Origin of the sequence: Vibrio azureus (assembly GCF_002849855.1) — a bacterium.
Classification (GTDB): Bacteria; Pseudomonadota; Gammaproteobacteria; order Enterobacterales; family Vibrionaceae; genus Vibrio; species Vibrio azureus.
This window is the reverse complement of sequence record NZ_CP018616.1, coordinates 1,622,535-1,645,922: the sequence shown is the minus strand read 5'-3', so window position 1 is coordinate 1,645,922 and position 23,388 is coordinate 1,622,535. Positions and strand designations below refer to the sequence as shown.

At 40.2% G+C, this 23,388-nt stretch carries 27 protein-coding genes; 18 read left to right on the top strand and 9 right to left on the bottom strand.

Features of this window, described 5'->3' with window-relative positions:
• The first annotated feature begins 4 nt into the window (after positions 1-4).
• From BS333_RS07475 to BS333_RS07460, 4 genes are read left to right on the top strand one after another with little or no spacing between them, the layout of a single operon-like run.
• The gene (locus BS333_RS07475) at positions 5-715 is read left to right on the top strand and encodes a fimbrial chaperone (RefSeq protein WP_021711855.1); all 711 of its coding nucleotides are present in this window, start codon (positions 5-7) and stop codon (positions 713-715) included.
• The gene (locus BS333_RS07470) at positions 702-1,631 is read left to right on the top strand and encodes a hypothetical protein (RefSeq protein WP_021711854.1); all 930 of its coding nucleotides are present in this window, start codon (positions 702-704) and stop codon (positions 1,629-1,631) included. The genes BS333_RS07475 and BS333_RS07470 overlap by 14 nt, the downstream gene beginning before the upstream one ends.
• Before the next feature lie 12 nt (positions 1,632-1,643).
• Positions 1,644-2,171, top strand: a complete 528-nt coding sequence (locus BS333_RS07465; protein WP_021711853.1) for a fimbrial protein — start codon at positions 1,644-1,646, stop codon at positions 2,169-2,171.
• A gap of 8 nt (positions 2,172-2,179) precedes the next feature.
• Positions 2,180-3,121: an OmpA family protein gene (locus BS333_RS07460; protein ID WP_021711852.1), complete on the top strand. Its 942-nt coding sequence runs from the start codon at positions 2,180-2,182 to the stop codon at positions 3,119-3,121.
• Between the two features lie 71 nt (positions 3,122-3,192).
• Here the strand turns inward: BS333_RS07460 and BS333_RS07455 are convergent, their stop codons facing one another.
• Positions 3,193-4,020, bottom strand: a complete 828-nt coding sequence (locus tag BS333_RS07455) for a transporter substrate-binding domain-containing protein (protein WP_021711851.1) — start codon at positions 4,018-4,020, stop codon at positions 3,193-3,195.
• A 632-nt stretch (positions 4,021-4,652) separates the two neighbouring features.
• On the opposite strand from BS333_RS07455, the gene BS333_RS07450 reads away from it, so the two are divergent.
• The 3 genes from BS333_RS07450 (at position 4,653) to BS333_RS07440 (ending at position 6,444) form a co-directional block, all read left to right on the top strand.
• Positions 4,653-5,237, top strand: a complete 585-nt coding sequence (locus BS333_RS07450) for a glutaredoxin domain-containing protein (protein WP_021711606.1) — start codon at positions 4,653-4,655, stop codon at positions 5,235-5,237.
• Complete coding sequence (locus BS333_RS07445) at positions 5,230-5,904, top strand: TVP38/TMEM64 family protein (RefSeq protein WP_021711605.1); 675 nt, start codon at positions 5,230-5,232, stop codon at positions 5,902-5,904. Before BS333_RS07450 ends, BS333_RS07445 begins: the two co-directional genes overlap by 8 nt.
• A gap of 75 nt (positions 5,905-5,979) precedes the next feature.
• A complete protein-coding gene (locus BS333_RS07440) occupies positions 5,980-6,444 on the top strand; it encodes a lysozyme inhibitor LprI family protein (RefSeq protein ID WP_021711604.1) in 465 nt (154 codons plus the stop codon).
• A gap of 117 nt (positions 6,445-6,561) precedes the next feature.
• Here BS333_RS07440 and sctU read toward each other — a convergent pair whose 3' ends face one another.
• From sctU to sctN, 8 genes are read right to left on the bottom strand one after another with little or no spacing between them, the layout of a single operon-like run.
• A complete protein-coding gene (gene sctU / locus BS333_RS07435) occupies positions 6,562-7,614 on the bottom strand; it encodes a type III secretion system export apparatus subunit SctU (protein WP_021711603.1) in 1,053 nt (350 codons plus the stop codon).
• A complete protein-coding gene (sctT, locus tag BS333_RS07430; protein ID WP_021711602.1) occupies positions 7,611-8,414 on the bottom strand; it encodes a type III secretion system export apparatus subunit SctT in 804 nt (267 codons plus the stop codon). Before sctT ends, sctU begins: the two co-directional genes overlap by 4 nt.
• Positions 8,411-8,677: a type III secretion system export apparatus subunit SctS gene (sctS, locus tag BS333_RS07425; RefSeq protein ID WP_021711601.1), complete on the bottom strand. Its 267-nt coding sequence runs from the start codon at positions 8,675-8,677 to the stop codon at positions 8,411-8,413. Before sctS ends, sctT begins: the two co-directional genes overlap by 4 nt.
• A gap of 13 nt (positions 8,678-8,690) precedes the next feature.
• Positions 8,691-9,341, bottom strand: a complete 651-nt coding sequence (gene sctR, locus BS333_RS07420) for a type III secretion system export apparatus subunit SctR (protein WP_021711600.1) — start codon at positions 9,339-9,341, stop codon at positions 8,691-8,693.
• Positions 9,338-10,303, bottom strand: a complete 966-nt coding sequence (sctQ, locus tag BS333_RS07415) for a type III secretion system cytoplasmic ring protein SctQ (protein WP_021711599.1) — start codon at positions 10,301-10,303, stop codon at positions 9,338-9,340. Before sctQ ends, sctR begins: the two co-directional genes overlap by 4 nt.
• Positions 10,303-11,526, bottom strand: coding sequence for a type III secretion system needle length determinant (locus BS333_RS07410; protein ID WP_021711598.1), 1,224 nt, complete (start codon positions 11,524-11,526; stop codon positions 10,303-10,305). The genes sctQ and BS333_RS07410 overlap by 1 nt, the downstream gene beginning before the upstream one ends.
• Positions 11,527-11,534: 8 nt before the next feature.
• Positions 11,535-11,996, bottom strand: a complete 462-nt coding sequence (sctO, locus tag BS333_RS07405; protein ID WP_021711597.1) for a type III secretion system stalk subunit SctO — start codon at positions 11,994-11,996, stop codon at positions 11,535-11,537.
• Positions 11,996-13,315, bottom strand: coding sequence for a type III secretion system ATPase SctN (sctN, locus tag BS333_RS07400; protein ID WP_021711596.1), 1,320 nt, complete (start codon positions 13,313-13,315; stop codon positions 11,996-11,998). Before sctN ends, sctO begins: the two co-directional genes overlap by 1 nt.
• Before the next feature lie 189 nt (positions 13,316-13,504).
• Here sctN and sctW point away from each other — a divergent pair, with 189 nt between their 5' ends.
• The 11 genes from sctW (at position 13,505) to sctB (ending at position 23,152) form a co-directional block, all read left to right on the top strand.
• Positions 13,505-14,383: a type III secretion system gatekeeper subunit SctW gene (sctW, locus tag BS333_RS07395; protein ID WP_021711595.1), complete on the top strand. Its 879-nt coding sequence runs from the start codon at positions 13,505-13,507 to the stop codon at positions 14,381-14,383.
• Positions 14,373-14,657 (top strand): TyeA family type III secretion system gatekeeper subunit, encoded by a 285-nt coding sequence (locus BS333_RS07390; RefSeq protein ID WP_021711594.1) that lies wholly within the window; start codon positions 14,373-14,375, stop codon positions 14,655-14,657. Before sctW ends, BS333_RS07390 begins: the two co-directional genes overlap by 11 nt.
• Positions 14,644-15,018, top strand: coding sequence for a type III secretion chaperone SycN (gene sycN / locus BS333_RS07385; protein ID WP_021711593.1), 375 nt, complete (start codon positions 14,644-14,646; stop codon positions 15,016-15,018). The genes BS333_RS07390 and sycN overlap by 14 nt, the downstream gene beginning before the upstream one ends.
• A complete protein-coding gene (gene vscX, locus BS333_RS07380; protein WP_021711592.1) occupies positions 15,015-15,392 on the top strand; it encodes a type III secretion system protein VscX in 378 nt (125 codons plus the stop codon). Before sycN ends, vscX begins: the two co-directional genes overlap by 4 nt.
• Positions 15,393-15,394: 2 nt before the next feature.
• Complete coding sequence (gene vscY / locus BS333_RS07375; RefSeq protein WP_021711591.1) at positions 15,395-15,736, top strand: type III secretion system chaperone VscY; 342 nt, start codon at positions 15,395-15,397, stop codon at positions 15,734-15,736.
• Positions 15,720-17,846: a type III secretion system export apparatus subunit SctV gene (gene sctV / locus BS333_RS07370; RefSeq protein ID WP_101903870.1), complete on the top strand. Its 2,127-nt coding sequence runs from the start codon at positions 15,720-15,722 to the stop codon at positions 17,844-17,846. The genes vscY and sctV overlap by 17 nt, the downstream gene beginning before the upstream one ends.
• Positions 17,847-18,224: 378 nt before the next feature.
• Entirely contained in the window at positions 18,225-18,515 is a 291-nt protein-coding gene (locus tag BS333_RS07365) for an LcrG family type III secretion system chaperone (RefSeq protein ID WP_021711589.1), read from the top strand.
• Between the two features lie 9 nt (positions 18,516-18,524).
• Positions 18,525-20,354, top strand: coding sequence for a virulence-associated V antigen (locus BS333_RS07360; protein WP_021711588.1), 1,830 nt, complete (start codon positions 18,525-18,527; stop codon positions 20,352-20,354).
• 11 nt (positions 20,355-20,365) lie between these two features.
• A complete protein-coding gene (locus tag BS333_RS07355; protein ID WP_021711587.1) occupies positions 20,366-20,854 on the top strand; it encodes a SycD/LcrH family type III secretion system chaperone in 489 nt (162 codons plus the stop codon).
• Positions 20,855-20,861: 7 nt separating this feature from the next.
• Positions 20,862-22,121 (top strand): type III secretion system translocon subunit SseC family protein, encoded by a 1,260-nt coding sequence (sctE, locus tag BS333_RS07350; protein WP_021711586.1) that lies wholly within the window; start codon positions 20,862-20,864, stop codon positions 22,119-22,121.
• An 11-nt stretch (positions 22,122-22,132) separates the two neighbouring features.
• Complete coding sequence (gene sctB / locus BS333_RS07345) at positions 22,133-23,152, top strand: type III secretion system translocon subunit SctB (RefSeq protein ID WP_021711585.1); 1,020 nt, start codon at positions 22,133-22,135, stop codon at positions 23,150-23,152.
• Positions 23,153-23,388: the final 236 nt, after the last annotated feature.

Sequence of the window (23,388 nt, the reverse complement as noted above, 5' to 3'; positions counted from 1 at the left end):
TAAAATGAAAAAATTAATAAAACTGATACTTTTTTATATCTGTGTTTTTTCTCCAATATCAATGGCAGCCTTTGTACTCAATGGAACTCGAGTTATCTTTAACGATGGAAATGAAGATGGAACTGTAACTTTTGTTATTAAAAATAAAGCCAGTGATACCTATGGTGGACAAGTCTGGATAGATAATATCGATGAGAAAGATAATGATGTATACTTTCTACCAATGCCATCGTTTCTTAAAGTGGACGGTGGAGAGAGTCAAGTCGTTAGGATAAAGAAGATAACCGATAAACTGCCTAAAGATAGAGAGTCTATTTTCTGGCTAAATGTTCAGGAAATACCGCCAGTTAATAAAAATAAAAAAAATGCGTTGGTTATAGCTGTAAATACAAGAATAAAGTTAATTTACAGGCCAGAAAGTCTTATTGACTCTCGAGAAAATGCAGAAGAAGAAATAACGTTAACTAGAGAAAAAGGCGCTCTTGTACTAAATAATCCAACTCCTTACTACTTTTCAATCATAGGTACCATAGTCGGTGATAAGAAGATTAAATTAGGAGAAAGCTCAAAAAAGAAAATGAGTATGTTAGCACCTAATAGTAAAGTGGTATTGGATGAGATAAATGCCTCCAACTTTTCTAAATTAGTCCTAGAGGCCATTAACGATTATGGTGCCATTAATAAATATGAGGTAAAAATAAATGAAAGCCTATAACTTAGTTGGTGTTTGCTTGTTTATTTATATCTCATATCCAATACAAGCATTATCTAAAACGATTGGTTTAAGCCCCGGTGATGAGTATATCGCTTCTGTACGTGTTAGTTTACAAGGCTCAGCAACAACCAGCCCCAATGCTGGAATATGCTTTGGTTTCAGCAGATGGATGTCGTCAGGTGTGTTCTGTACATTACCTGTAAAATATTCCCAAAATGGTGTGACAGCTACGATTAACAGTGCGAGTGCCAATGTTAGATATCGTGGACAGCAGTCTTTTATGAGCGTAAGCGATGAACAAGTATCTGAATGTGTAACCGAACCCCAAGGACAGGAATATAAGGCGCAATGTAAATTTAGTGAAAATTCAGCTACTGACAATGGCGTTTTCTTGTTTCATAAACATTTTACTGGTACTGACCGTGTTACCTATCAGCAGTCTGCACAAATTAGAACCATTCGAATAAGAGCGAGTTCAAGTGCCACTCCGGGAAGGCACACTATCTATACGAGCATAGCAGCTATTGATGGTTCTAAATGGAAATTTAAAGAAAGGGAAGATATCACTGTTGAGGTCCGAAATAACACTTGTACATTAAGTAGTAATGACTTGGATATCGGCTCTATTACTCCTAATGAGGATAAGGTTGAAAGACTGAATATATCACTAAGTTGTACTGATAGCCAAATGGGTGGTTCAAGCTGGCGCTTTAATGAAATTACTGATAGTACAACGAATAAGCTAAATGATGTGTCACTACAGATATTAGATTCAAATAATAATATTCTTATGAAGAATGAAGACTATATTGATCCAAGTGAACTGAATAAATTGAAAATAAGAGTAAATGCAGGCCCTAGTGCAGAAATGGGTGAATTTTCAACTAAGTTTAAGTTTACACTCACTTATTCTTAACTTGGTAATCAGATGAATAAATATATTATATTGTTATTTTCAATTATTGTGCCTTTTAATTTGTTAGCGAAAATAGTCACCACGACAGTTATAGTAAAAGGCCGAGTTGTTGTGCCATCTTGTGATATTAATGGTTCTTCTACTCACTTTGAAGAAAAGGTCACCTTAGGAGACTATACCGGAGAGCAGGTTATACGCTCTCAAACTGACAAAGTTGAAGTTCCTATTTCAGTTGAATGTTTATCGGGCACACCTCGCTCTGTTACATTCAAGTTTGCTCCTTCAAATGGGTACAGTATTAAAGACAATACGTTACTGAGTACAAATTTAAACGGTCTTGCCATAGATCTGAAATGGAAAAAAGACGGTCAATATGTCTTGTCAGGGGCGAATGATAGAACGTTTTACTTCGGTAATGGTGTGACTGAATTAGATGCGAGTTTGATTGCACAACTAAAAACGTTAAGAAATTATGATTTGAACACCATACAGTATGGTAATTTCACTAGTTCATTAGCTGTCGATGTTTCTTATAATTAAAGGTAGATATGAAAACTTCAAAATTTAATAGAACATATTATTTATTACCTATTCTATTAGGTTCTACTTTTGCTTCCAGTGTTTTTTCAGCGGAAAATAATCAAAGCTCCATATGGATCGCTGGTTCTGTTGGTATGGGTACTAAGGATTCTTTAGGTTTAATGGATCGTAACTCATCGCCTTCGATTAAAGTTTCTTCTGGGGTAGACTTAGGAAAAAATATAGGATTCTTTGGTAGCTATGATCATATTGCTGACATTACTGATAATGGACGGTTAAACATTCTGTCATTTGGTATGAGAGGGCAGTACCCACTTATAGAAGGACTCTCTATTTATGGAAAAACAGGCATGAGCTACATGAATATTCAGAGAGAAAAGCAGAATGTATCAGGATTGATAGGAGTGGGCTTAGAGTATTCTTTAACGAATTCGATTTCTACCCATGTTGGCTATGACTATTATCAAGATCTCGCTAATGCGAATACTTCGGTAGATATTAATCAATGGTATTGGGGCTTAACTTACCATTTTGGTAAAGGCTCTTCTATCGTGGTGAAATCAAATCAGCAGATAAGCGGAGTTCAAGTTGTAGATCACAACTCAACTCTCTCAAGAAGTCAATATCTAGTATCGTTTGATACCGGAGAGAGCACTCTTGACTCATTTGATCGATATGTACTTGCTGATTTACTTGCCTTCATGAAGCAAGATCCTGAAATGAAAGCAAAGATTATTGGTAGAACAGATAAGCAAGGGGGATATAATATCAATGAGATTATTGCAAATAAACGCACAAACGTAGTCTATGAGTACCTGATTGATAATGGCATATCGCCATCTCGCTTAGAGAAGGATTCAGTAAGCAATAAACGTCCATTGGATCTGGAGAGCGAAGAAAGCCCTAAAAGCAAACTTGAACGAAGTGTTCAAATACTTCTTAATTATTGAGTTTTCGCCTTTTAACTAATGTCGATTTGGGTTAACTGCCCGTTAACCCAATTTTGTCTAGTGTATATACCCTAAAATGGACAAACGGCCTCATCTTCATGATAGGTACCACTTAATGACTCTTGGAACCAATGATCAACCTCTTTTCTATGGGTTCTAATGAAGTCATTCATAGCTAATATTATCGCTTTACCTTTGGTTGTTTGGTTAGCCATGTAGACTTTGTAGCGCTCAGGGTTGTGGTTCAACTCCATATTAAGCCCTTCATTACTGAAGACAGAATCAGAGCTATTACTCCGATATTCAACCTCTACAGAGTCAGTGATCATGGCATAGGGCTTTTCTTGGTATTTCTCAAAACAATCAAAAACAGCAATATTACTTTCTATGATTTTTATATCAGCATTTTTAATTATTTTATTGACATATATTTCGTTTGTTCCACCTTTATTTTCAATAATAACGTTTTCTCTCTTATCTATATCTGAAAACCTTTTAAATAAGTGAGCATTTTCTTTTGTGAAAAGTACGGCCTTTTGACTTTTTATAATTGGCTCGGTTAGATAGAAGAGGTCATTTCTTCCTTCTGTATAGGTAATACCGCCAATTGCCATGTCACATTTTTTGGCCATTAAATCTGAGGATAATTGTTGCCATGTTGTTTTTTGAAATTCTAATTTTAAATTCATATGCTTAGCAAAGTTCTTGACGACTACAGGTGCAAATCCCTCATATTGTCTAGTGTCAATATTGTATGATGTTAGTGGTGGATAGTCTCCAGTGGTACAAACAGTCAGAGTACTATTTTTGAGCGTATTAATTTGAATGTTTTCTGCTGTGTTTGCTGTTATTGATGTACTTAGAAAAGATAAAGCGAATAGTATTTTTTTATTTAGCATTGTTGTTCTTTTTTTTGTTGTGGGTATTGTATTTAATCAGATATTTACCGTTTATTGTGTGATGAAAATCATGAGCTTAAAAATAATTTTTTATGGTATTTCTAAAATTATGGATTAATCTATCTTGTTCGATATTAACTTCTATTTTTTAAATGACACAAAACTTTATACATAATGCATTGAAAAATCTATAGATCTTATTTTATTCATTATTCTATTTAATGCTTTAATTATGGTAAAAGTTAAAGTTATTACTAATAGCAAGTTAGTATATTTATATATATTGACATATATTGTTGTATTAAAGGATAGTCTATACCCAAGTAACCTCAAGATGCTGCGTTCAGCGAGATGACCTTAGCTCTCAGGCGCGGCAACGATTCGAAGATATAGTCGTTCTACATTGAGAATCGTTAACAAAGTCTGAGAGTTAAGGTCACTCGCCCTTTGGGAGCGTGTCACTGAGCCGACTTCTTGCGTCAGACAACCGTTCTTCTTACAAAAATGAGAAAGAGCCTGCTATTCCGCTTCGTTGTCTTCCTTGAATTCGACTCAGTGACCTCGCTCTGAATCAAGCATCTTGAGGTCACTTGGGTATACCAAGTAAACAATACTTCAAGAGGGGATTACTGATGAAGCCAATCAAAATTACTCTGTATCGTTGGGCAGGCAGTTGGGGACCATTTAACGTTAACATCCCTTGTGGGGAATGTACGTTAACTAAAGACATCTTAGAGGATACTTTCAGAACAGAGTTAGCAGGTATACCGATTGAACTGGAAGTGAAAGATTGGCTTTCTTGTTGGTGGGAACCCCTTAAGCTTGGTGCTTGGCATGCTCCTATTGTTGTTGTGGAAAATAAGGTAATTAGCCAAGGGGAAGCGCTCAATCGTGGTGTATTAGTTCAATCAGTGATTCATCAGGTCGTGCAACGAGAAGAGATCAAAGGCAATGTTGTTTTTGGCAAGGAGACTTGTCCCTATTGTGTCAAAGCCAAGGCTCTACTTGAGGCGTCGGGAGTAGAATACACGTATTATGACGTAGTCAAAGAAAGTGCGGCGTTGTACCGAATGATACCATCAGCTAAAGCAATTATTGGAGAGAAAACGCCTGTAACGGTTCCCCAAATTTGGTTGGATGGTCAATATGTCGGGGGTTATGATAATCTGTCTCAACGTATTGATAGCAATAAACAAAAGGAAGTAAGTAATGACTAAAAAGGCTATGTTATTAGGAGTACTTATCATATTGTTTATTGCCGTATATTTGCAATTTGGCCATCTTTTGACTCTAGAGCAAGTCAAACAATTTCATCAAGATGTGCAAAGTGATATTCAAGCAAACTTTACATTATATAGTGGCTTTTACTTTTTATTTTATATTTTGCTTACAGCGTTATCTATCCCTGGTGCAGCTGTAGTGACTTTACTAGGAGCCGCTTTGTTTGGTTTTTGGTGGAGTGTCGTCTTGGTCTCATTTGCCAGTTCGATTGGTGCCACCCTTGCTTTTTTGAGTAGTCGTTATCTTTTAAAGGAATGGGTTGAAAGTAAATTTGATGATAAGTTACATGTGATAAATGAGGGAGTAGCAAAAGATGGGGCCTTCTATCTTTTAACGTTACGATTGATTCCGGTTTTTCCTTTTTTCCTGATCAATCTCCTGATGGGCTTGACCAGTATAACCGTTGCTCGTTTCTATTTATTTAGTCAGTTAGGCATGTTGCCTGGAACCATGGTTTACTTAAATGCGGGGACACAATTATCAGAAATCACGTCGCTTTCTGGGTTGATTTCACCATCTATCTTGATTTCATTAGCTCTACTTGGCCTATTTCCACTGATCATCAAGTTCATCATGGGGCAAGTACAAAAATCACGGGCATAATCACGGAAAATTAAACTTACCTTGGTTCAGGTAAGGTCTATCCTTGTTCAAGGTCAATTGCTTTCAGAGGAAGTCATGAATACTTTTCGGTATATATTTAAAGTCAGTTATATACATTTAGCCAGCTTTGGGTTGTTAATTTTTCCATTGCTTAGTTTTGCCAATGAAGGGGAAAACACAATAGATTGTAGGGAACCATCGACAACGCTTGAGATAAACCAGTGTGCAGAACAAGATCTGGCTTTTGCACAAGTGCAGCTTAATCAGTATTTAAAGGTTACCTATGATCTTAACGTTAATGAACCAGAATTGGTCAGTGCGATCCAAGAGGCTCAAACCGCTTGGCAGGATTACATGCTGGCTCACTGTGGTGCAGTTTATAAACAATGGCAGGGTGGGACCATTCGCGGTGTGATGGCATTATCTTGCAAAACAAAACTGACCCAACAAAGAACGCATGATATCTGGACATCGTTTTTAACCTATATGGATAATTCTGCTCCGGTTTTACCTGAGCCTGCACTCGATAAAACCAATTGATATTAGTTCAAGCTTATACCCAAGTGACCTCAAGATGCTTGGGCATAAAAAGCTTCGGTGGCTATCAATCAATCTAGATAGCCGTTAACCTGACAACCTATTAAACATCGATGATGCTCAAAGAGTCGTTTCTTGCTCTAAAGATTCCACCCAGCGTAGGATTTCTGCTGTCGCTTCAATTAACTCGCCGGGTATGTACTGATCAATTTGTCCATCGGCGAACAAAGCTCTTGCAAGAGGGATCTTTTGCATCACAGGGATACCTTCTTCACGCGCTATTGCAATCATGCGTTTGGCAACAGCATCCGTTTCCATTAATGTGATCATTGGTAATGGTGTTTCGCCTCTTTTGTAATATAAACCAACCGCAATATGAGTAGGGTTGGTCACTAATACACTTGAGCGTTTGACGTTTTCACGTTGGTTAGAACTTTGAAGTTCTTGATGTAATTGACGTCGTTTACTTTTGATTTCAGGGTTACCTTCCATCTCTTTATATTCTCTTTTTACTTCATCTTTACTCATTTTGAGTTTCTTGGTGTGGTCATATTTCTGATAAGCAAAGTCTGCAACAGCAATAATGACAAAGCCAACGGAAGACATGATGATCAGCTGTTTGATGAGTAGCCCAGAGACCAAAGGTACACAACTTAAGCCACAGTGAGGAATATTTAATAACGTACTGATATTCCCTTGAAGTGTTGTCCAAATAATACACGACAGCAGAAAAACTTTGAGTATTGATTTGATGAAGTCAACGATGCTTTTCATCGAGAAGATCTTTTTTGCCCCTTCCGCTGGGTTGATCTTTTTTATGTCTGGCTTCAATGACTCAGCGCTAAAAAGTAAACCGAATTGACTGACATTAGCAATGATCGCCACTAGAAATGCAACAATAAGAATAGGTGCTAGCAGATAACCAATTTCCTTTGCCATCGCCATAGCAACATCCACTAAAGCATCTTGAAAGTTTTGATAAGCAAGTTCGCTTGGTAGTAGTAATAGAGCAGAAATATGAGTGACATAGTAATCTGCACAGGCAAAGAGCACCAAGATGAGTCCCATTATCAGAGCGGTAGAGATGACTTCTTGGCTTTTTGCTACTTGACCTTTCTTTCTAGCATCTCTGAGTTTTTTGGGGGTGGGCTGTTCCGTTTTTTCTCCACTCATAACTTCGTTTCCTTAAAGGTAAAGATTGAACTCAGTTGCTCTTGAAAGAAGGTGATATCAACGAGGCTTTTTTGAAAATACTGCATCAGTAGAGAGAGGTAAACGATAATAAGTGCACTTGATACCGCACTTTTTATTGGCATTGATAAAGAGAAAACATTAAGTTGAGGAGCGAAACGGCTGATAAGCGCCAGACCAAACTCTGCAAGAAACATGGCCAGAACGAGTGGGGCGGACATTAGCACGCCAAGGTATAACAGTTGCTCGAATAGACCATAAAAAAAGGCGACCCAGGCACTATTAATGCTCGGAAAAAACGCCAGAATTGGCCAAGAGGTATAGCTTTTAAACACGGCGTACATAAAGGAAGCAAACCCACCACCAGAAAAAAACAGAGTGATAAGGGTTTGAGTAAAGAGTACCGCTGTAGGGGTGGTTTGTGATCCAAGTAGTGGGTTAAACATACTTGCCATTGCTGCCCCTCGTTGGTTATCAATCAAAAAACCGGTGGCCTCAATCGCCCAAAATGGTATGGCTGCAATAAAACCGATCAGCATACCAATGAGCATTTCTTTGACCAAAATCAAAACAACCCAAGTACCATCTATTGAGTCCGGTATTGCTTCTTGGTTGATCAAGGGAAAAGCAAACAAAGCGAGCGAGAACAAAATAGCGTTTCTTATCATCGCTCCACCCAAGGTTTTTTTGTTGAGAAGAGGCAAGAAGATAAAACAGGCTATTAATCGCGGTAAGCTCAAGCTATATAGAAGAAATGCTTGTTGAATATCGTCAAAACTCATCGTATTTGCGGGATTCTATCCATAATTAACGAGGTAAAAGAATATAATTCAGAACCTAACCACTGCGTTGTTGCAAATAAAGTGATGATGACGGCGATCAGCTTTACAACAAAACCTAACGTTTGTTCTTGTACCTGAGTCAGAGCTTGTACAATGGATACCAAAGTACCGACCAGTGCGGCAACCAAAATAGGTGGAAGCGAAAGATATAACACGAGGATCAGTGCTTGAGTGGTAAAATGTATAATGTCAGGGGGAGTCATAAAAATACCTATATCACTGATAACTCATTACTAAGCCATGTGTAAGCTTTGTCCATCCATCGAGTAAGACAAAAAGTAACAGCTTAAAAGGCAGTGAAATGGTCATTGGCGACACCATCATCATTCCCATTGCCAGTAGAATATTAGACACGATCAAGTCGATGGCGATAAATGGAAGGTAGAGCAGAAAGCCAATCTCAAAGGCTCGGGTTAATTCACTGACAGTAAAAGCAGGCAATAAGAGCAATAAACTGTCAGATTCTAATCTATCGACGTACTTTTGTGGCCAAAGAGTTCGAGCTGCATCAGTAAAAAACAGTGTTTCTGTTTCGCGAATGTGTTTTTTTAGGAATTCTCGATAGGGTTGTAAACCCTCTTCTATTAACCCTTCTATACTGGCAGAATCCTCTAATGCAATGTCATGTTGTTTCAAATAATCGTATGTTTCAAATCCGACTGGCGCCATGATAAAAACAGACAGAATCACAGCAAGGCCATATAGAGCCATGTTGGGTGGAATTTGCTGCACACCAAGGGCATTTCTGAGCAATGAAAAGACAACCGCGAGCTTAACAAAAGAGGTTGCCATCATTGCAATAATTGGCAGTAACGTTAATAAGCTAAGTAGAGCGATTAGATTTAATTCATCGGGTAACTGAATCATACTGGTTCTTGATCCCCACCAAATAAATTCAGAATTCTGACACCTAGGTGTTCATTGATATTAACCAATTCACCTTGGCCGATAGCTTTGCCATTTGCTCTTACCGTAACAGGTTTGCTGACGGGTTGATTAAGCTCAAAGGTAAAACCCGGTTGAAGCGAATTAAGTTGCTCTAAGGTTATGGTTTGAGAGCCAATATCAAAACTCATTTCAATTGGAAGTTGTTGATGTTCAGTAAGCATTTCCGGATTATGGGCATCATTCATTTGGGAATCCTTTTGTAAAATATGAATTGTGTTTTCATCTAACTCACAGAGCCAAAGGTTTTGATTAGAGACTTTGAGGATGATCTGACTACGAGTGAGATAACATTGGTCAAAAAATATTACGTCTCCTTTTTCAAGCGCTTGAAACTGGTCGAGTGGTAAGCAGGTATCACCCAAGCTTAACGAGAAAGGTAAGGTGATCGATTGAGTTAGGTAAGACGTGGCCTTTGGTAAAGCTGAAATTAGGTATTCTTGACCTTGAGGCACCCAAAGGCATAAAGCACTTGTTGAGCGATTAAAGGTTAAAGCTAGCACATTTTCTTCTGCTGCTGGCTGGTTGTATTGTATTAGCTTGCTCAGTACAGGAAGTTGACCGAATAATATCTTTATGGTGTTGCTGTACGCTTCAACTTGTTGATTAAGTAGAGCGAGCTGCAAAGGCTCTGGTAAGGAATCGAAAGCAGTCGCACCCAATATATCGTGTAGCCACTGTTGCAGTTGAGCACTTGAAAATTCAATATCAATCGCTTGTCCTCCTAAAAGAACAGTCAGGCGATATCCTGTAAAAGCAGGCTTTGAATCTAAATTAATCGATAAACTGACGCCATCATCACTATTAAAATAACACTGTTTTTCACTGAGTGAGTTGCTCAGTGCTAGGGTTGACGTATCTATCTTAGGTAAAGCAAGAGTCATCAATCCTCCTCAGGGTTCCATTCGTCATAAATATTTCTTTGCTGTCTTGAGCGTTGTTGGTCGCTTTGTTGGTTCATCTGTTCACTGACTGACACTCTAATTGGTGCGTCAGTAACCAGTTTTTGCAGACGTTCAACCAGATCTTGTCGGGATTGTTGATTGATAAGAGTGAGCGCTTGTTCTTGACGAATGGTTACGCTGTAACCTTCTGCGCTCTGTTTGATTGAGATTTCTCCGCCTTTGAGTAGCCCCTCATTGAGGAAAACTCGAACTTCTTTCTCATTAGCTGAAGGTAAAGAGACCCAGATTTTTTCTACTAACTTATTCACTAACTGTGTTAGAGAGTGGTCGTCTTTAGTAGGAGCAATGACTTCCAGGTTTTTCAAGATGATGTCACCTTGAGTCATTCTGACCATCGGTGAAGCAAGGTGCGATAGAGACTCTGGCTCTTCCTTTTTATTCAATGATTTGTCTATGATTCGCGAATTGAGCTCTTTCGTTTCTTTTGCTGAAGTCATAGCCTGGTTTGTATTCAGGTTCAAAAGCACCTTACTGTGTTTACTGTCTTGTTCTGGTTTTATGTTCGGCTCGGTAGTCTCGGGTTTTGCAATTGATTCAAAATGAGAGTGCTGCAGACTAGACGCTGTAGCGGTGTTAATTGTATTTATCTCTTGCTTGTCTGAGTTTTCAACTTCTTTGAGCTTTTTCGATGGAGCTCGATCTTTCAATGGCTTTTGTGCAGGAAGCATGAGGTTTGCCTGTGCTGTACTAGAGCGGTTCAAAGGTGCCTCTGCTTCCTTTGAATTATCAGTATAAAGAGGACTAGTATGAGGAGTTGTATCACTTGAACTAACCCCAGATCTGGTGGTGTCAGTGTCTATCGCTGACTTAGTCTGCTTTATGTGGGAGAATTTTTGCAGCATTAATGCATCAGAAGTGGTGGCTGAAAGTGCTGAATTGGCAGTTTGAGTCGTCGATTCAAGTATCTCATTGAATGGCGTATTCACGTTATCAGAAGATTCCGGCAGAGCAGGGGAAGTCGCAAGTGCATCCGAGTTCTTCTTAGCGTCGTTTTTGCTCATCGCCTTGTTCATCTTTAACTCTAATGTTTCTACAGCAGAGTGATTTGCCGTCAACTTGTTTTGCCGTTGCTTCTTCTGCGGTAGATGATGCTCAGCTATGCAGTTTTCTATGCTGTTCTGAGGCTCTGATTTTAAACGCATAACCACTCCTACATGGTTTCCGGAAGTCGAAACTCTTCTTGCTCGATCTCTTCTTGATATTGTTGTTGACGGACGAGCTCATCAATTTCTTGTTGATTTAACTCTTCAAACTTCTGTTTGGTTTTGTGTGCTGCAAGCGCTTCATGTTTCTTTTGCTTTAACAAGACTCGTTCGTTATCTAAGTTCTTTTGTGCTTCCACCGCTTGCTGTTGAAGTTCTGCTTCCCGCTCCCTTAAGAGCGCAATTTCTTGTCGCAAATTTTCTAGTTCTTTGAGCAATAAAGTCTTCTGCTGCGCTTTTGCAAAACGACGTGCTTCTTCTTCTACTCTCCATTGTTGATAATCCGTTACGGCTTGCTCCGCTTTATTCAGCAAACTCGTCATGTTTCTCACGCGGTACTCTTGCTGCTTAACCGCACTATCTGCTCGGTCTGCACGTATCGACTTAATGTGCAAAAGTTGCTCAATCATTATCTTTTCAAGTCTTGCATAAGCGTGATGGTTTCATTAAGTTCACTTGGCTCATGGGTACCTTGGCGCAAGAATTCACGAATGGCATCATTTTGGGCAATTGCCATATCGGCTTGTTGATCTGCACCTTGTTGGTATTCTCCAATTTTGAGTAGCAGCTCAACCTCTTCGTACTTAGCGAGCATCTCTCTTACATGTGCCGCTGCAGTGCGGTGCGAGTCGCCAACAATTTGGTTCATGACGCGGCTCGCTGAACGCAAGACATCAATTGCCGGATAGTGGTTTGTGGCAGCAAGCTTGCGAGACAGAATAATATGGCCATCTAGAATTGATCGCGTTTCATCTGCAACCGGTTCAGTCATGTCGTCACCTTCTACCAAAACGGTATATAGAGCCGTAATGGAGCCTTTGTCTGACTGACCCGCACGTTCCATTAATTTGGGCAGAGAAGCAAAAACTGAAGGCGGGTAGCCTCGGCGAGTAGGCGGCTCTCCTGCTGCGAGGCCAATTTCACGTTGAGCTCGAGCAAAGCGAGTGACAGAGTCCATAAGAAGTAAAACTCGCTTACCTTGGTCACGAAAATATTCGGCTATGGAGGTTGCAACAAACGCTGCTTTTGCTCTTTCCATCGCTGGTCGATCTGAGGTCGCAACGACAAGAACAGAGCGAGCCATACCTTCTTCACCGAGATCATGCTCGATAAACTCTCTAACTTCTCGACCTCGTTCACCAATCAAAGCCAGAACAGTGACGTCGACGTCTGCGGAACGAATTAATTTGGCTAAGAGAGTACTTTTTCCTCCACCAGCTGCAGCAAAAATCCCCATACGTTGGCCTTCACCGCAAGTCAGTAAGCCATCAATAGAACGAACGCCTAACGAGAGTGGCTCGGTAATAAGTTTTCTCTGCATGGGTGGCGGTGCATCACGATAGACAGGATACCACTGCTCAGGCTCTTGGCTTTGTGAACCATCAAAAGGGCGCCCAAGGCCATCGAGAATTTGTCCCAATAAATGCTCACCCACACCGACTTCGTGCATTTTTCCCATTGGGCTGACTTCAGTATTTGAAGAGATACCAAACATATTACCCAAAGGGGTCAAGAGGGCATGATGTTGTTGAAAACCGACGACTTCAGCTAACAATGAAAGCGTTTGATCGGGATTACGTAACTCACATAATTCACCTACGCGAACGCCAGGAACTACCGCTTTGATTATGGTTCCTGTTACTTGCGTGACTCGACCGCGGATTTGAATTAAGCGACTTTGCTTTATCGCGGTTTGTTGGGCTTCGGTAATGTATGAGAAATCGTTCAATTTAAAAACAGCGTAATGGTTGATGGCTAGAGGATAAAGAATCGAGAAAGGAGCATATAGTAATTATTGGTCGTCATTTTTTAGAAAATAGTTAATCGACTAAAAAAACACGTCTGATTTTGACAGCTTCATTTTTTATGGATTCATATAATCCAAATATATTGTGCGAGAAGCGTACAAGGAGGGGAAATGTTCAATCAATCTATCCAAACAAACACTATTCGGAATCCATTAGCCGATAACTCATCGAACGCTCAAGGAGGGGGTGGAGCAACCGTTGGGAATTATCGTGGTCAACAAGTACACGTTCAACAGTCCAATCTCTCTTTTTTTGACGCGCTTGAAGAACTGACCGTTCAAGGTGCCTCAAAAGGTGAAAAATTATTATCCGATTACAAAGTCAAAGATGGCCGAAGTCGAGATATCAAGTTGGAAGAGCTGGTTTCTCGTTATCTTGAGCGAGTCCCTGATATTGAAAAAAATCAGAAGATCAAAGACCTCGCAACCGCAATGGCTGGTGGAAATATTGCAACGATTCGTCAGATGCAAACGTTCCTCGATAGCTTCTCAGAAGAAAAAAGTCATCAATACTTGGCTTTAAAAGCAGTGGATGTCTTCCTAAAGGATAGGCCTGAGAGTCAGCATCTAGCACAATTGGTTGCTCAAGCCATTTCTGATATAGAGCAAGATACGGCGGTATTCGCTCCAATCAAGACAGAAATACGCATATCCAGCATCGCTGACCAGTTTAGTGAAGATGAAGGCTTTAGCAGTCTACAACAATTACGTGGCTTTTATCGGGATACTGTGCACGGTTATCAAGGGCTTAATGCAGTGTTTAATGATGTAGTAAACCGTTTCGGTGAAGCTGGCATTGTTAAAGCAATTGATTTTTTAATGCAGGGCATGAGCGCGGATCTCAGTGTGCAAGGCAGCAATATTGAGTCAACTAAACTGAAGCTCTTAATGTCTGATATGAATATTCTAAAAACCTTGAATACGCTTCAAGAGCAGGTAGGTCAATTGTATCAACAATTTGCGCCACAAAAGGTAGGCTATGGAGTATAACGCGACACGTCTAATGGCGGACATCATAGCACTTGTTGAAGAGCGTTGGGTCAGCAGTGAAGCGCTATGGAAAATCGCTGATGCCATGAATCTCAAAGAGGCAGAGAAAAAAATAGGTTTTTTTAGAGAGCTACATAAGTTAGTTCGTCATATACCTATAAATGTTTTTGCTGACGATGAACAAAGACAAAACTTAATTCTAGCCGTTCAGAAAGCGCTGGATGAAGCAATTGAGCAAGAAGAAGAGGAAATGTGGGACGATGAACTGGATTGATGCATCGGTCGATGATTTTTTTCGGGGTATGGGACTGGATAATATCGATTTCTCATTAGTAGGGCGTGCCCAATTGAGCTTTGAAGAAAGCGGTACGTTACATATTGAGAGACATGAAAACCGCTTGTACCTAATGTTATCTAAACCACTTCCATGGGATGGTTTTAGTCGTTATGCACAAGCCGCACTCACTTTATGTCATGCCGACAATGGGTGGCCGTTTGTCATTAAAGCTGGATTATTGGATGAGCAAAATTTAGTGTTCTCGGCTGAAATTGAAGCACAAGAAGTCACATTACCTACGATAGAACAAGCATTTGCTTTGCTGAATCGTCTCCATGAAAAAGTGATTAACTCATGAGTAAAGTCAGCACGCTTAACGTCGGCATTGAGGGGTATAGTTATGTCTCGGCAGAGCAACTGGAATCTGATTTACCCTCCCGATTCCAGTTATTACCAGATGGACAAGCGATTGAAACTCATCTTGGTAAACTGTATGAACTGCGTCCTTCAGATCAATACTTGCTTTCACTAGCGAAGCCCAAATTGCATAACAGTGAGTTATTAAGACCAGAAAAGTATCGAAGGCAGTTTGATGACACTCTATTGCATCTGTCGCAACTAGCAGAAGAGAGACGTTCCCCCAAGCTGCAGAAGACGTTAGATGCCCTCAAGAATACACAAATGGATCAACGCTTTTTAACCATGGCTTTGAACTTATTAATTCAGGTTTAAGCATGATGTTAAGTCCTAAAGATCAAGAGTTACTGCTCGTACATGCTGCTCTTCAAGTTCAATACCAAAAGCCAGAACAAGCGATCACTTTGTTAGAGGGGTTGCTTGAGTTTGAGCCTGAGCATAAAGAAGCGCAGCAAGTATTAGCGGTTGCAAGCTTACATGCTGGGCAATACGAGCGTTCAGCGGAGCTTTGTGAACAACTGATTCAAGCTCAATCAATCAATCAATCTGGCTTGTGGTTTTGCTTAAGCCAAGCACGATGGAAACAACAGAATAATAAAGAAGCACGGTATGCACATCGTCGCTACCTGCAATCTTTAAATAGTGAATCGAATGAATAAACTTGTTGATATATTGAATAAAATCGGTCAACGTAAAGACATCATGTTGGCAGTCATGTTACTCGCCATAGTGTTTATGATGATCTTACCACTGCCGACTGCCATGGTGGATGTGTTGATCGGGACCAATATGAGTATTGCTGTCGTTTTACTCATGCTAGCGATTTACATTACTTCACCTTTGGAGTTCTCAGCTTTTCCTGCAGTGCTTCTCATTACTACGCTCTTTCGATTGTCCTTATCTATTACAACCACGCGTTTAATTCTTCTCGATGGAGACGCGGGGCAGATCGTTTATACCTTCGGTAACTTTGTTGTCGGCGGCAACTTGGTCGTGGGTATTGTTGTTTTCCTAATTATTACCATTGTTCAATTTATGGTGATCACTAAGGGTTCAGAAAGGGTTGCTGAGGTAAGTGCAAGATTCTCATTGGATGCGATGCCAGGCAAACAGATGAGTATTGATGGAGACATGAGAGCGGGAGTCATTGATATGAATGAAGCTCGTCATCGTCGCTCGCTGATAGAAAAAGAAAGCCAAATGTACGGTTCCATGGACGGGGCCATGAAGTTTGTAAAAGGCGACTCCATTGCAGGTTTGATCATCATTGTGGTTAACATCCTTGGCGGCGTTACCATTGGTGTGACGCAAAAAGGGATGTCAGCATCGGATGCGTTGGAACTGTTTGCCGTGTTGACCATCGGTGATGGTTTGGTCTCACAAATTCCGGCACTGTTTATTGCGATTACTGCAGGCATTATCGTTACCCGTGTTTCTAATGAAGAGTCGACAGATTTAGGCTCCGATATTGGTGGGCAGATTACGGCACAGCCTCGTGCTTTATTGATTGGTGGTGTCCTGCTGCTTTTGTTTGGCCTTATTCCAGGCTTTCCTAAAGTCACCTTTTTGATCCTCGCGCTCATCGTTGGCGGTGGGGGTATGTTTCTTTTATATCAGAGCAAAAAGAACGACCAAGCTGATCATTCTGATTTAAGCAGTTTTGTTGCCCAGGGTGCAGGTTCACCAGCTGCGAAATCCAATCACCCGTCCCCTTCAAAAGTCGGGAAAGGGAAACTCTCTGAGCAGGAAGAGTTTGCGATGACGGTCCCTTTACTGATCGATCTTGACATCGGTTTACAAGAGAGCTTGGAGGCAGTAGCACTTAATGACGAGTTAGCTCGCGTCAGACGAGCACTATATCTGGATTTAGGCGTCCCATTTCCTGGTATTCATCTACGTTTCCATGATGGCATGGGTGAAGGTGAGTATTTAATCCAACTGCAAGAAGTCCCTGTTGCCCGTGGCAATATTGAGAAAGATAAATTACTGATTACCGAAGGCAATGAGCAAATAGAGTTGCTGGGTATTCCACATGAAACGGCTGATGACTTTTTACCTAATATCAGTACCTTGTGGGTGGCTAAAAGCCATCAAGAAAAGCTGGCTAGCAGTCATGTTGGCTTTTTAACGCCAGATAGAATTCTGACTTATCATTTATCTCATGTACTCAAAGAATACGCACAAGATTTTATCGGCATTCAAGAAACTCGCTATTTATTGGAACAAATGGAAGGCAGCTATGCAGATTTGGTGAAAGAAGCACAGCGAATTGTACCATTGCAAAAAATGACTGAGATTTTTCAAAGATTGGTTTCGGAAGATATCTCCATTCGTAATTTACGTGTGATTTTAGAAGCCATGGTTGAGTGGGGCCAAAAAGAAAAAGACGTTGTTCAATTAACAGAATACATGAGAACCAGTCTGAAACGATACATTTGTTATAAATACGCCAGTGGTCAAAATATGCTACCGGCTTATCTCCTCGATCAAGGCTTGGAAGACACGATAAGAAATGGTATCAGACAAACCTCTGCTGGTAGCTATTTAGCATTAGATCCTTCAATTACACAACAGTTTGTCAGCGATGTTAAACAAACCATTGGTGATCTTAGTCGTATGCCGAATAAACCTGTGCTGGTGGTTTCTATGGATGTGCGTCGATACGTCAGGAAACTGATCGAAGCCGAATATTACGAGCTTCCAGTTTTATCATTTCAAGAGCTAACACAGCAGATCAATATTCAGCCTCTAGGGAGAGTGGGGGTCTGATGAAAGATATCTATACCCAAGTGACCTCAAGATGCTTGATTCAGAGCGAGGTCACTGAGTCGAATTCAAGGAAGACAACGAAGCGGAATAGCAGGCTCTTTCTTATTTTTGTAAGAAGAACGGTTGTCTGACGAAAGAAGTCGGCTCAGTGACACGCTCCCAAAGGGCGAGTGGCCTTAACTCTCAGGCTTTGTTAACGATTCTCAATGTAGAACGACTATATCTTCGAATCGTTGCCGCGCCTGAAAGTTAAGGTCATCTCGCTGAACACAGCATCTTGAGGTTGCTGGGTATATTCAATGGACTTCGGAATAAATAAAAACTTGCGACCATAATTGATAGCTTGGTTACTTGTGTGGGAATACGATGGTGCTATAAATGCAAAAGCCTTTTTCAGAAACAATCGAACAAGCAAAACTTGCCATTAAAAGTGCAGAAGAAAGGACAGATGTTTTCAATCAGCTCCTTGATGGCTTAGGTGTCGATCCTATTGTCGGAGAAATTCTACTTTCCGATATAAAAACCACACCCGAAATGATGAAAAAAGCTGAGCAAGAGCTTATGGATGAAGTACAGCGACGAAGAGCCCAACAGCCTTTGCTACAAGTCTCAACGTCATCAGGTACTCGCCGTAGAAGGCCAACAATGATGCGTGGCCTTATAATTTAAAGGTTATTTATGACATTTTTGACAACGACTGGCCTCAATGGTGGTTCATTAGCAAGTATCAATCATGATTTTGCTTTTCAAACACAATTATTAGATGTTTTTGAGCGGACACTTGGCCACTTTGATACCTTAAATTTGCAGACGTCGATTACTCAATTGCTACCGGTGACAGGGCTCAATGAACAGGATAGCCTCAAAGTTTACCACTCTGCGCTAGAGGGTTTAAAAGCAAAACAGCAAGCGTTTGAAGATGTGCCTTTAAAGACGGTCGTTCAAGATTGGCTAATGATCATGCAAGGACAATCTAAGTCTGGGCAACCTTCAGCCAGTGATGTGGAGCATACAGCAAATCAGACATTAGCTGTCCATTTCCAATCCTGGTTGGGGACAAAATTACATGTAAAAATTGATCAGCGTTTGCCTTCTGAGTTTATCAGCCAATTAAGCCTAGGTAGCCAAGCAACCCAAGCTTTGCAAATTGGGCATATGTCTGAGCAGGAGCTTGCTCGTACTATCAAGGAAGGAGAGGCATTTGTTGGTACTTTGGCCAGTAATATTTCTAACCGCCCAATGAATGAGTACGAGCTGTCAGTACTAACGAATGCTTTAAATCATTCTGCGGGGCTTACATTTCAACAACTTAATAATTCAGACTTCTTATTCAGCCATGAGCGGTTTGTTGTTAATGTTAAAAATGAACTGCAGAACGTCTTTTCTTCTATGGGTGTTATTCTAAACGCTGACACTGCACAAAGGCTTGCTGAGAAGGTCAATTTTGTCCCTGGTATTTCTAAGCAGGATTTAAGAGAGTCATTAAAAACGCTTTCAGAGCAAACTCAACAGCCATTTAGCCATATTTATGATGAATCTGAGGCTAGAGCAAAGCTGCAATCTTTTTGGGACGCAGAGATTCAAAATGTTCAAGAAAGTGCTTCATCGATCTCTCTATCTGGCTTATTTGCCAATGTGGTGAAAGCAACGGTTAATGCAGAGATTGACCAGCTGTTGGTGGATCTAAAGGATGTTAAACAGCAGTTAGAACTGCCGCAAAACATCAAGACGATCAAGCAAGTCGTTGGTCAAGATATAAGTGTTTTATTTGAAAAAATGGCTCAAGGGCAGAGTGTAGAAACTGATTTCATTACTCGCCACAAAAAATTATTAGCAAATCTTGCGCAGTTCTCTGAACATTTAAAAAATAATATTCAAAGTCAAACAGACAGCACGCAAGATAACAATGAGTATGTTCTAAAAGGCTTGGATCTTTTCGCCCTAATTGATGCCAGTACGGGAGATCGTTTGGATGATAAGATCTTAAATGCTTTGGATGAAATGAGGCAGGGCCAGTTTAATAAAAGGGATGAAATTAAAAATGAACTTGAAGAGCTGACAATAATTCTCAATTTGTACAACCTTATTCAGGCAGCGATTCATAATGCCCAAAGCGGCGAAGGTAAATACAATATTAACCAGGAGTTCAAACCGGAGGACTTTGGTTATAGTACACAAGAAGAATTTGAAAACTCCCCGGAGTTCGCATTTTTAAACAGTCAAAACCCACCGATAACAAGCCACAAGGGTTTCCTAGAACAACAAGGCCTAGATATAGATACCAGCCAAAACTCAGGTATTTATGAAGATACAGAAGATGATGGAAATAAACTCAGTAACCTTTCAACGGCAATCAGTGATAAGTCAAAGATTGTAAATACAGACGTACAGCTAAAAACGGAAGAATTTAGCAAAATGAACAGTGATTACAACGCAACGATTCAGGCAATGAACCAGATCGTGCAAAAGTTTATTAGTGTTTTAACTGATATCCTCCGTTCTTTCTAAGGGTAATGATGATGAGTGATAAAAATAAATTAAATGAACAAGCTCAAGTGCAAGCTGAAGAATTAATCACCTTCTTTGAAGAAGGGGGAACATTAAAAATGCTTCATGATGTCTCATCAGAGACGATTGAATACATATATTCACTTGCGTATAACTTTTTTCAATCTGGGAAAATAAGTCAAGCAGAACAGATATTTCAACTATTGAGCATGCTTGATCATTATCAAGCTCGGTTCTTTATCGGGCTGGGTGCAGCTCAACAGGAACTAGGTAAATACTTGGAAGCAATCAATGCTTACAGTGTTGCTGCGCTAGTGGATACACAGGATCCACGGCCTGCCTTTCATGCTGCTGAATGTTATCTAAAACTTGAGCAACTGACGGAAGCTGAAAGTGGTTTTTACGGCGCGAAGGAGATGTCTGCCGATAAGCCTGATTATGCAGACTTACATCAAAAAGCAGGCATCATGTTAGAAGCGGTGAAAAAAAGAAAGGAGTAATTAGAATATGAGTTCTATTACAACACTTGACCGTGCACAGTTATTAGCTTCGGTTAATAAACAGGAATTAGAGACACTAAAAGATGTGACTAGTGTTTCTAAGACTACCAAAAACGGTGATTCATTGATTAACGTCAATGACTTAGAATTAAAAAATGTCGTTTCACAGAATTCAACGGGCCTTTTTGTTCAACTTGATAAACCTAATTCTGAATTGGTTAATCAGGCGACCCGTTCTTTTCCAGAAGTATCAAAGGAAATAGGTCAGGTACAAGGCATTGCTGCAGCTCAAATTGAGGTCGTTGAAGCGTTTTCTGATCAAATTATTGGTTCTTTACAAAAAAATTTGCTTGGTCAAAACCGTTCATCTGCACAAAGTAAGTCGGTTGATTTCGAGTTGGCTTTTGCGTTGATGATGAATAAGTTAGAAAACATTCAAAGTAATCTAACGATCAATAAAATTAAAACAACCAAAGACAAATATGAAAAGGAAATGGTTGAGAACAAGCAAAAGATTGAAGAAGCTGAAAAAGCGGCACAAAACTCAAAGCAGGCTAGTAAAGCATCGCAAGTGATTGGTTGGATGAGTGCTTTTGCCTCATTGGCTGTTGGGGGCGTGTTAGCCTTTACTGGTGTTGGCTTGCTTGCTGTAGCTGCGGGTGCTTCAATGTTAATTGCCGGTGGTATCGAGTTGACTCAAAAAGTCATTAATATACCTGAGGTTAAAAGTTCTATTGAAAATGTGATTGGTGAAGATGCTTTTAAAGCGATAGACACGACTTTAACTGTTGGCGCAATTGCATTTGCTGTCTCTAGTCTACTGATTACTGGTGGAGGGAGTGCCGCTAATCTTATGACCAAGCTCGGTACAAAACTTCCAGGATCAGTCGGAAATTTATTAACGAATGCGGGGTCCAAAGCCACAACCTTAATTGCTAGTGCTGAAAATATCGGTGCTAGAACCGCAACAACAACGGGTCATATAACGCGTTTCAGTGCCGAAGGCGCAGACTTAGCACTTGATATAAGTAAAGGCATATCCAGCACGGTTTATACTGCAAGACAAGCTCAATCGGCAGAAGTACAAGCCGACATTGCAGACTTAAAAGCAAAAATGGCTTTGACTGAGGCGACGTTAGAAAAGTTGAAAGACGAAATGACTAAGGCAACGGAAGTTCATAGAGAGCTCATGATTACCATGATGCAAACAATGCAGTCTAATTTTACGTCTTTAAAAACATTAAATGCTAGACCTCAAGTAATTTAATGGAGAAATTTATGATAGATAATATTAATAATAAATCCGTGAGTGAGGCAGCAATTAAATTTGCTACCGATAACATGGTTGAAAAAAGTGTTGTAACTAAAACTGAAGCAAGCCTACCAGCTGGAATGAACCAAACAAGTGCTTCAGCTCGTCAGAATTTCTACCTCGATATTCCACAGGTATCAAATTCAGCATTGCAGGCAGATACTGCTGTTAATGTGATTAAGGCCATCAGTTCAAATTTAATGTCTTTGATGCAGCTAAAAGACAGCGTTATGCCCAGCGGTATTGTAAAAAATAGCGCTGTAGCTAACGAAAGCACATCAAGTTCAAGCGCTAGGGTCTTTGATATTCTGGTACTGCTGATCAGTATTGCTAACTTAAACCGAGAAAGACAAGCAACGGAACGTCAGGTTGCAGTGCAACGAAACGTAACGAGCCTCCAGAATCAAGCGGATGAACTGAAACATCAAGCGACCATCCAAACCATTGCAGCAGTAGGACAAGGGTTGCTTGCTGTAGCGACGTCTGGACTGGGAATCATGAGCTCTGTTAAATCAGCAAAGAGCCTTAAAAGTGAGATTGACGGTAATCAGCTATTAAAAGGCCATCAAACAAAGCTGGATCAAGAGATGGCAAAAATCCGAGAAACTAAAGGTTTTGAAGGCGCTAAAGTTCAGCGTGCTGAATTAAGAGAAGGTGTCAAAAATATCAATACTGATATCAGTAATACCAAGATCGAGACTCAGTTAAGTGGCCGTCAATTCGAAACTCAAGCTTCTAAGCAGCAAATGATTAAAGCAAGTTCAGATGGTGCTGGGCAAGTAATGAATACCTCGGTTAATGTTGAACAGACCAAATCTCAAGCTGCGAGCAAAGAGGAAGAAATCGATGCAACAAGAGCTCAGGCTGAGAAGCAACGTAGCGATGACAACAACGCTTCGCTAGAAAGTCTTATCGCTTCGCTTCTCTCTATATTTAGGGCTCAAGCCGACTCTAACTCCCGCCTAATGGGCAATATCATCATTTAAGGTATTTTAGAGTAGTAATTTGTCCCCACATATTGCTATAAATAATCACCACTGCTTAATGCAGTGGTGATGTTATTTATACACAAGTGACTTCAAGGTACTTGATTCAGAGCGAGCTCACTGAGCTGTAATTCAAAGAAAACGATGAAGCCGAATAGTATTCCATTTCCAAATTGTCTGACTCAAGGAAACTATTTTAATCTCTAAACTCTCTTAATCTCCAGACTCTCAGACCT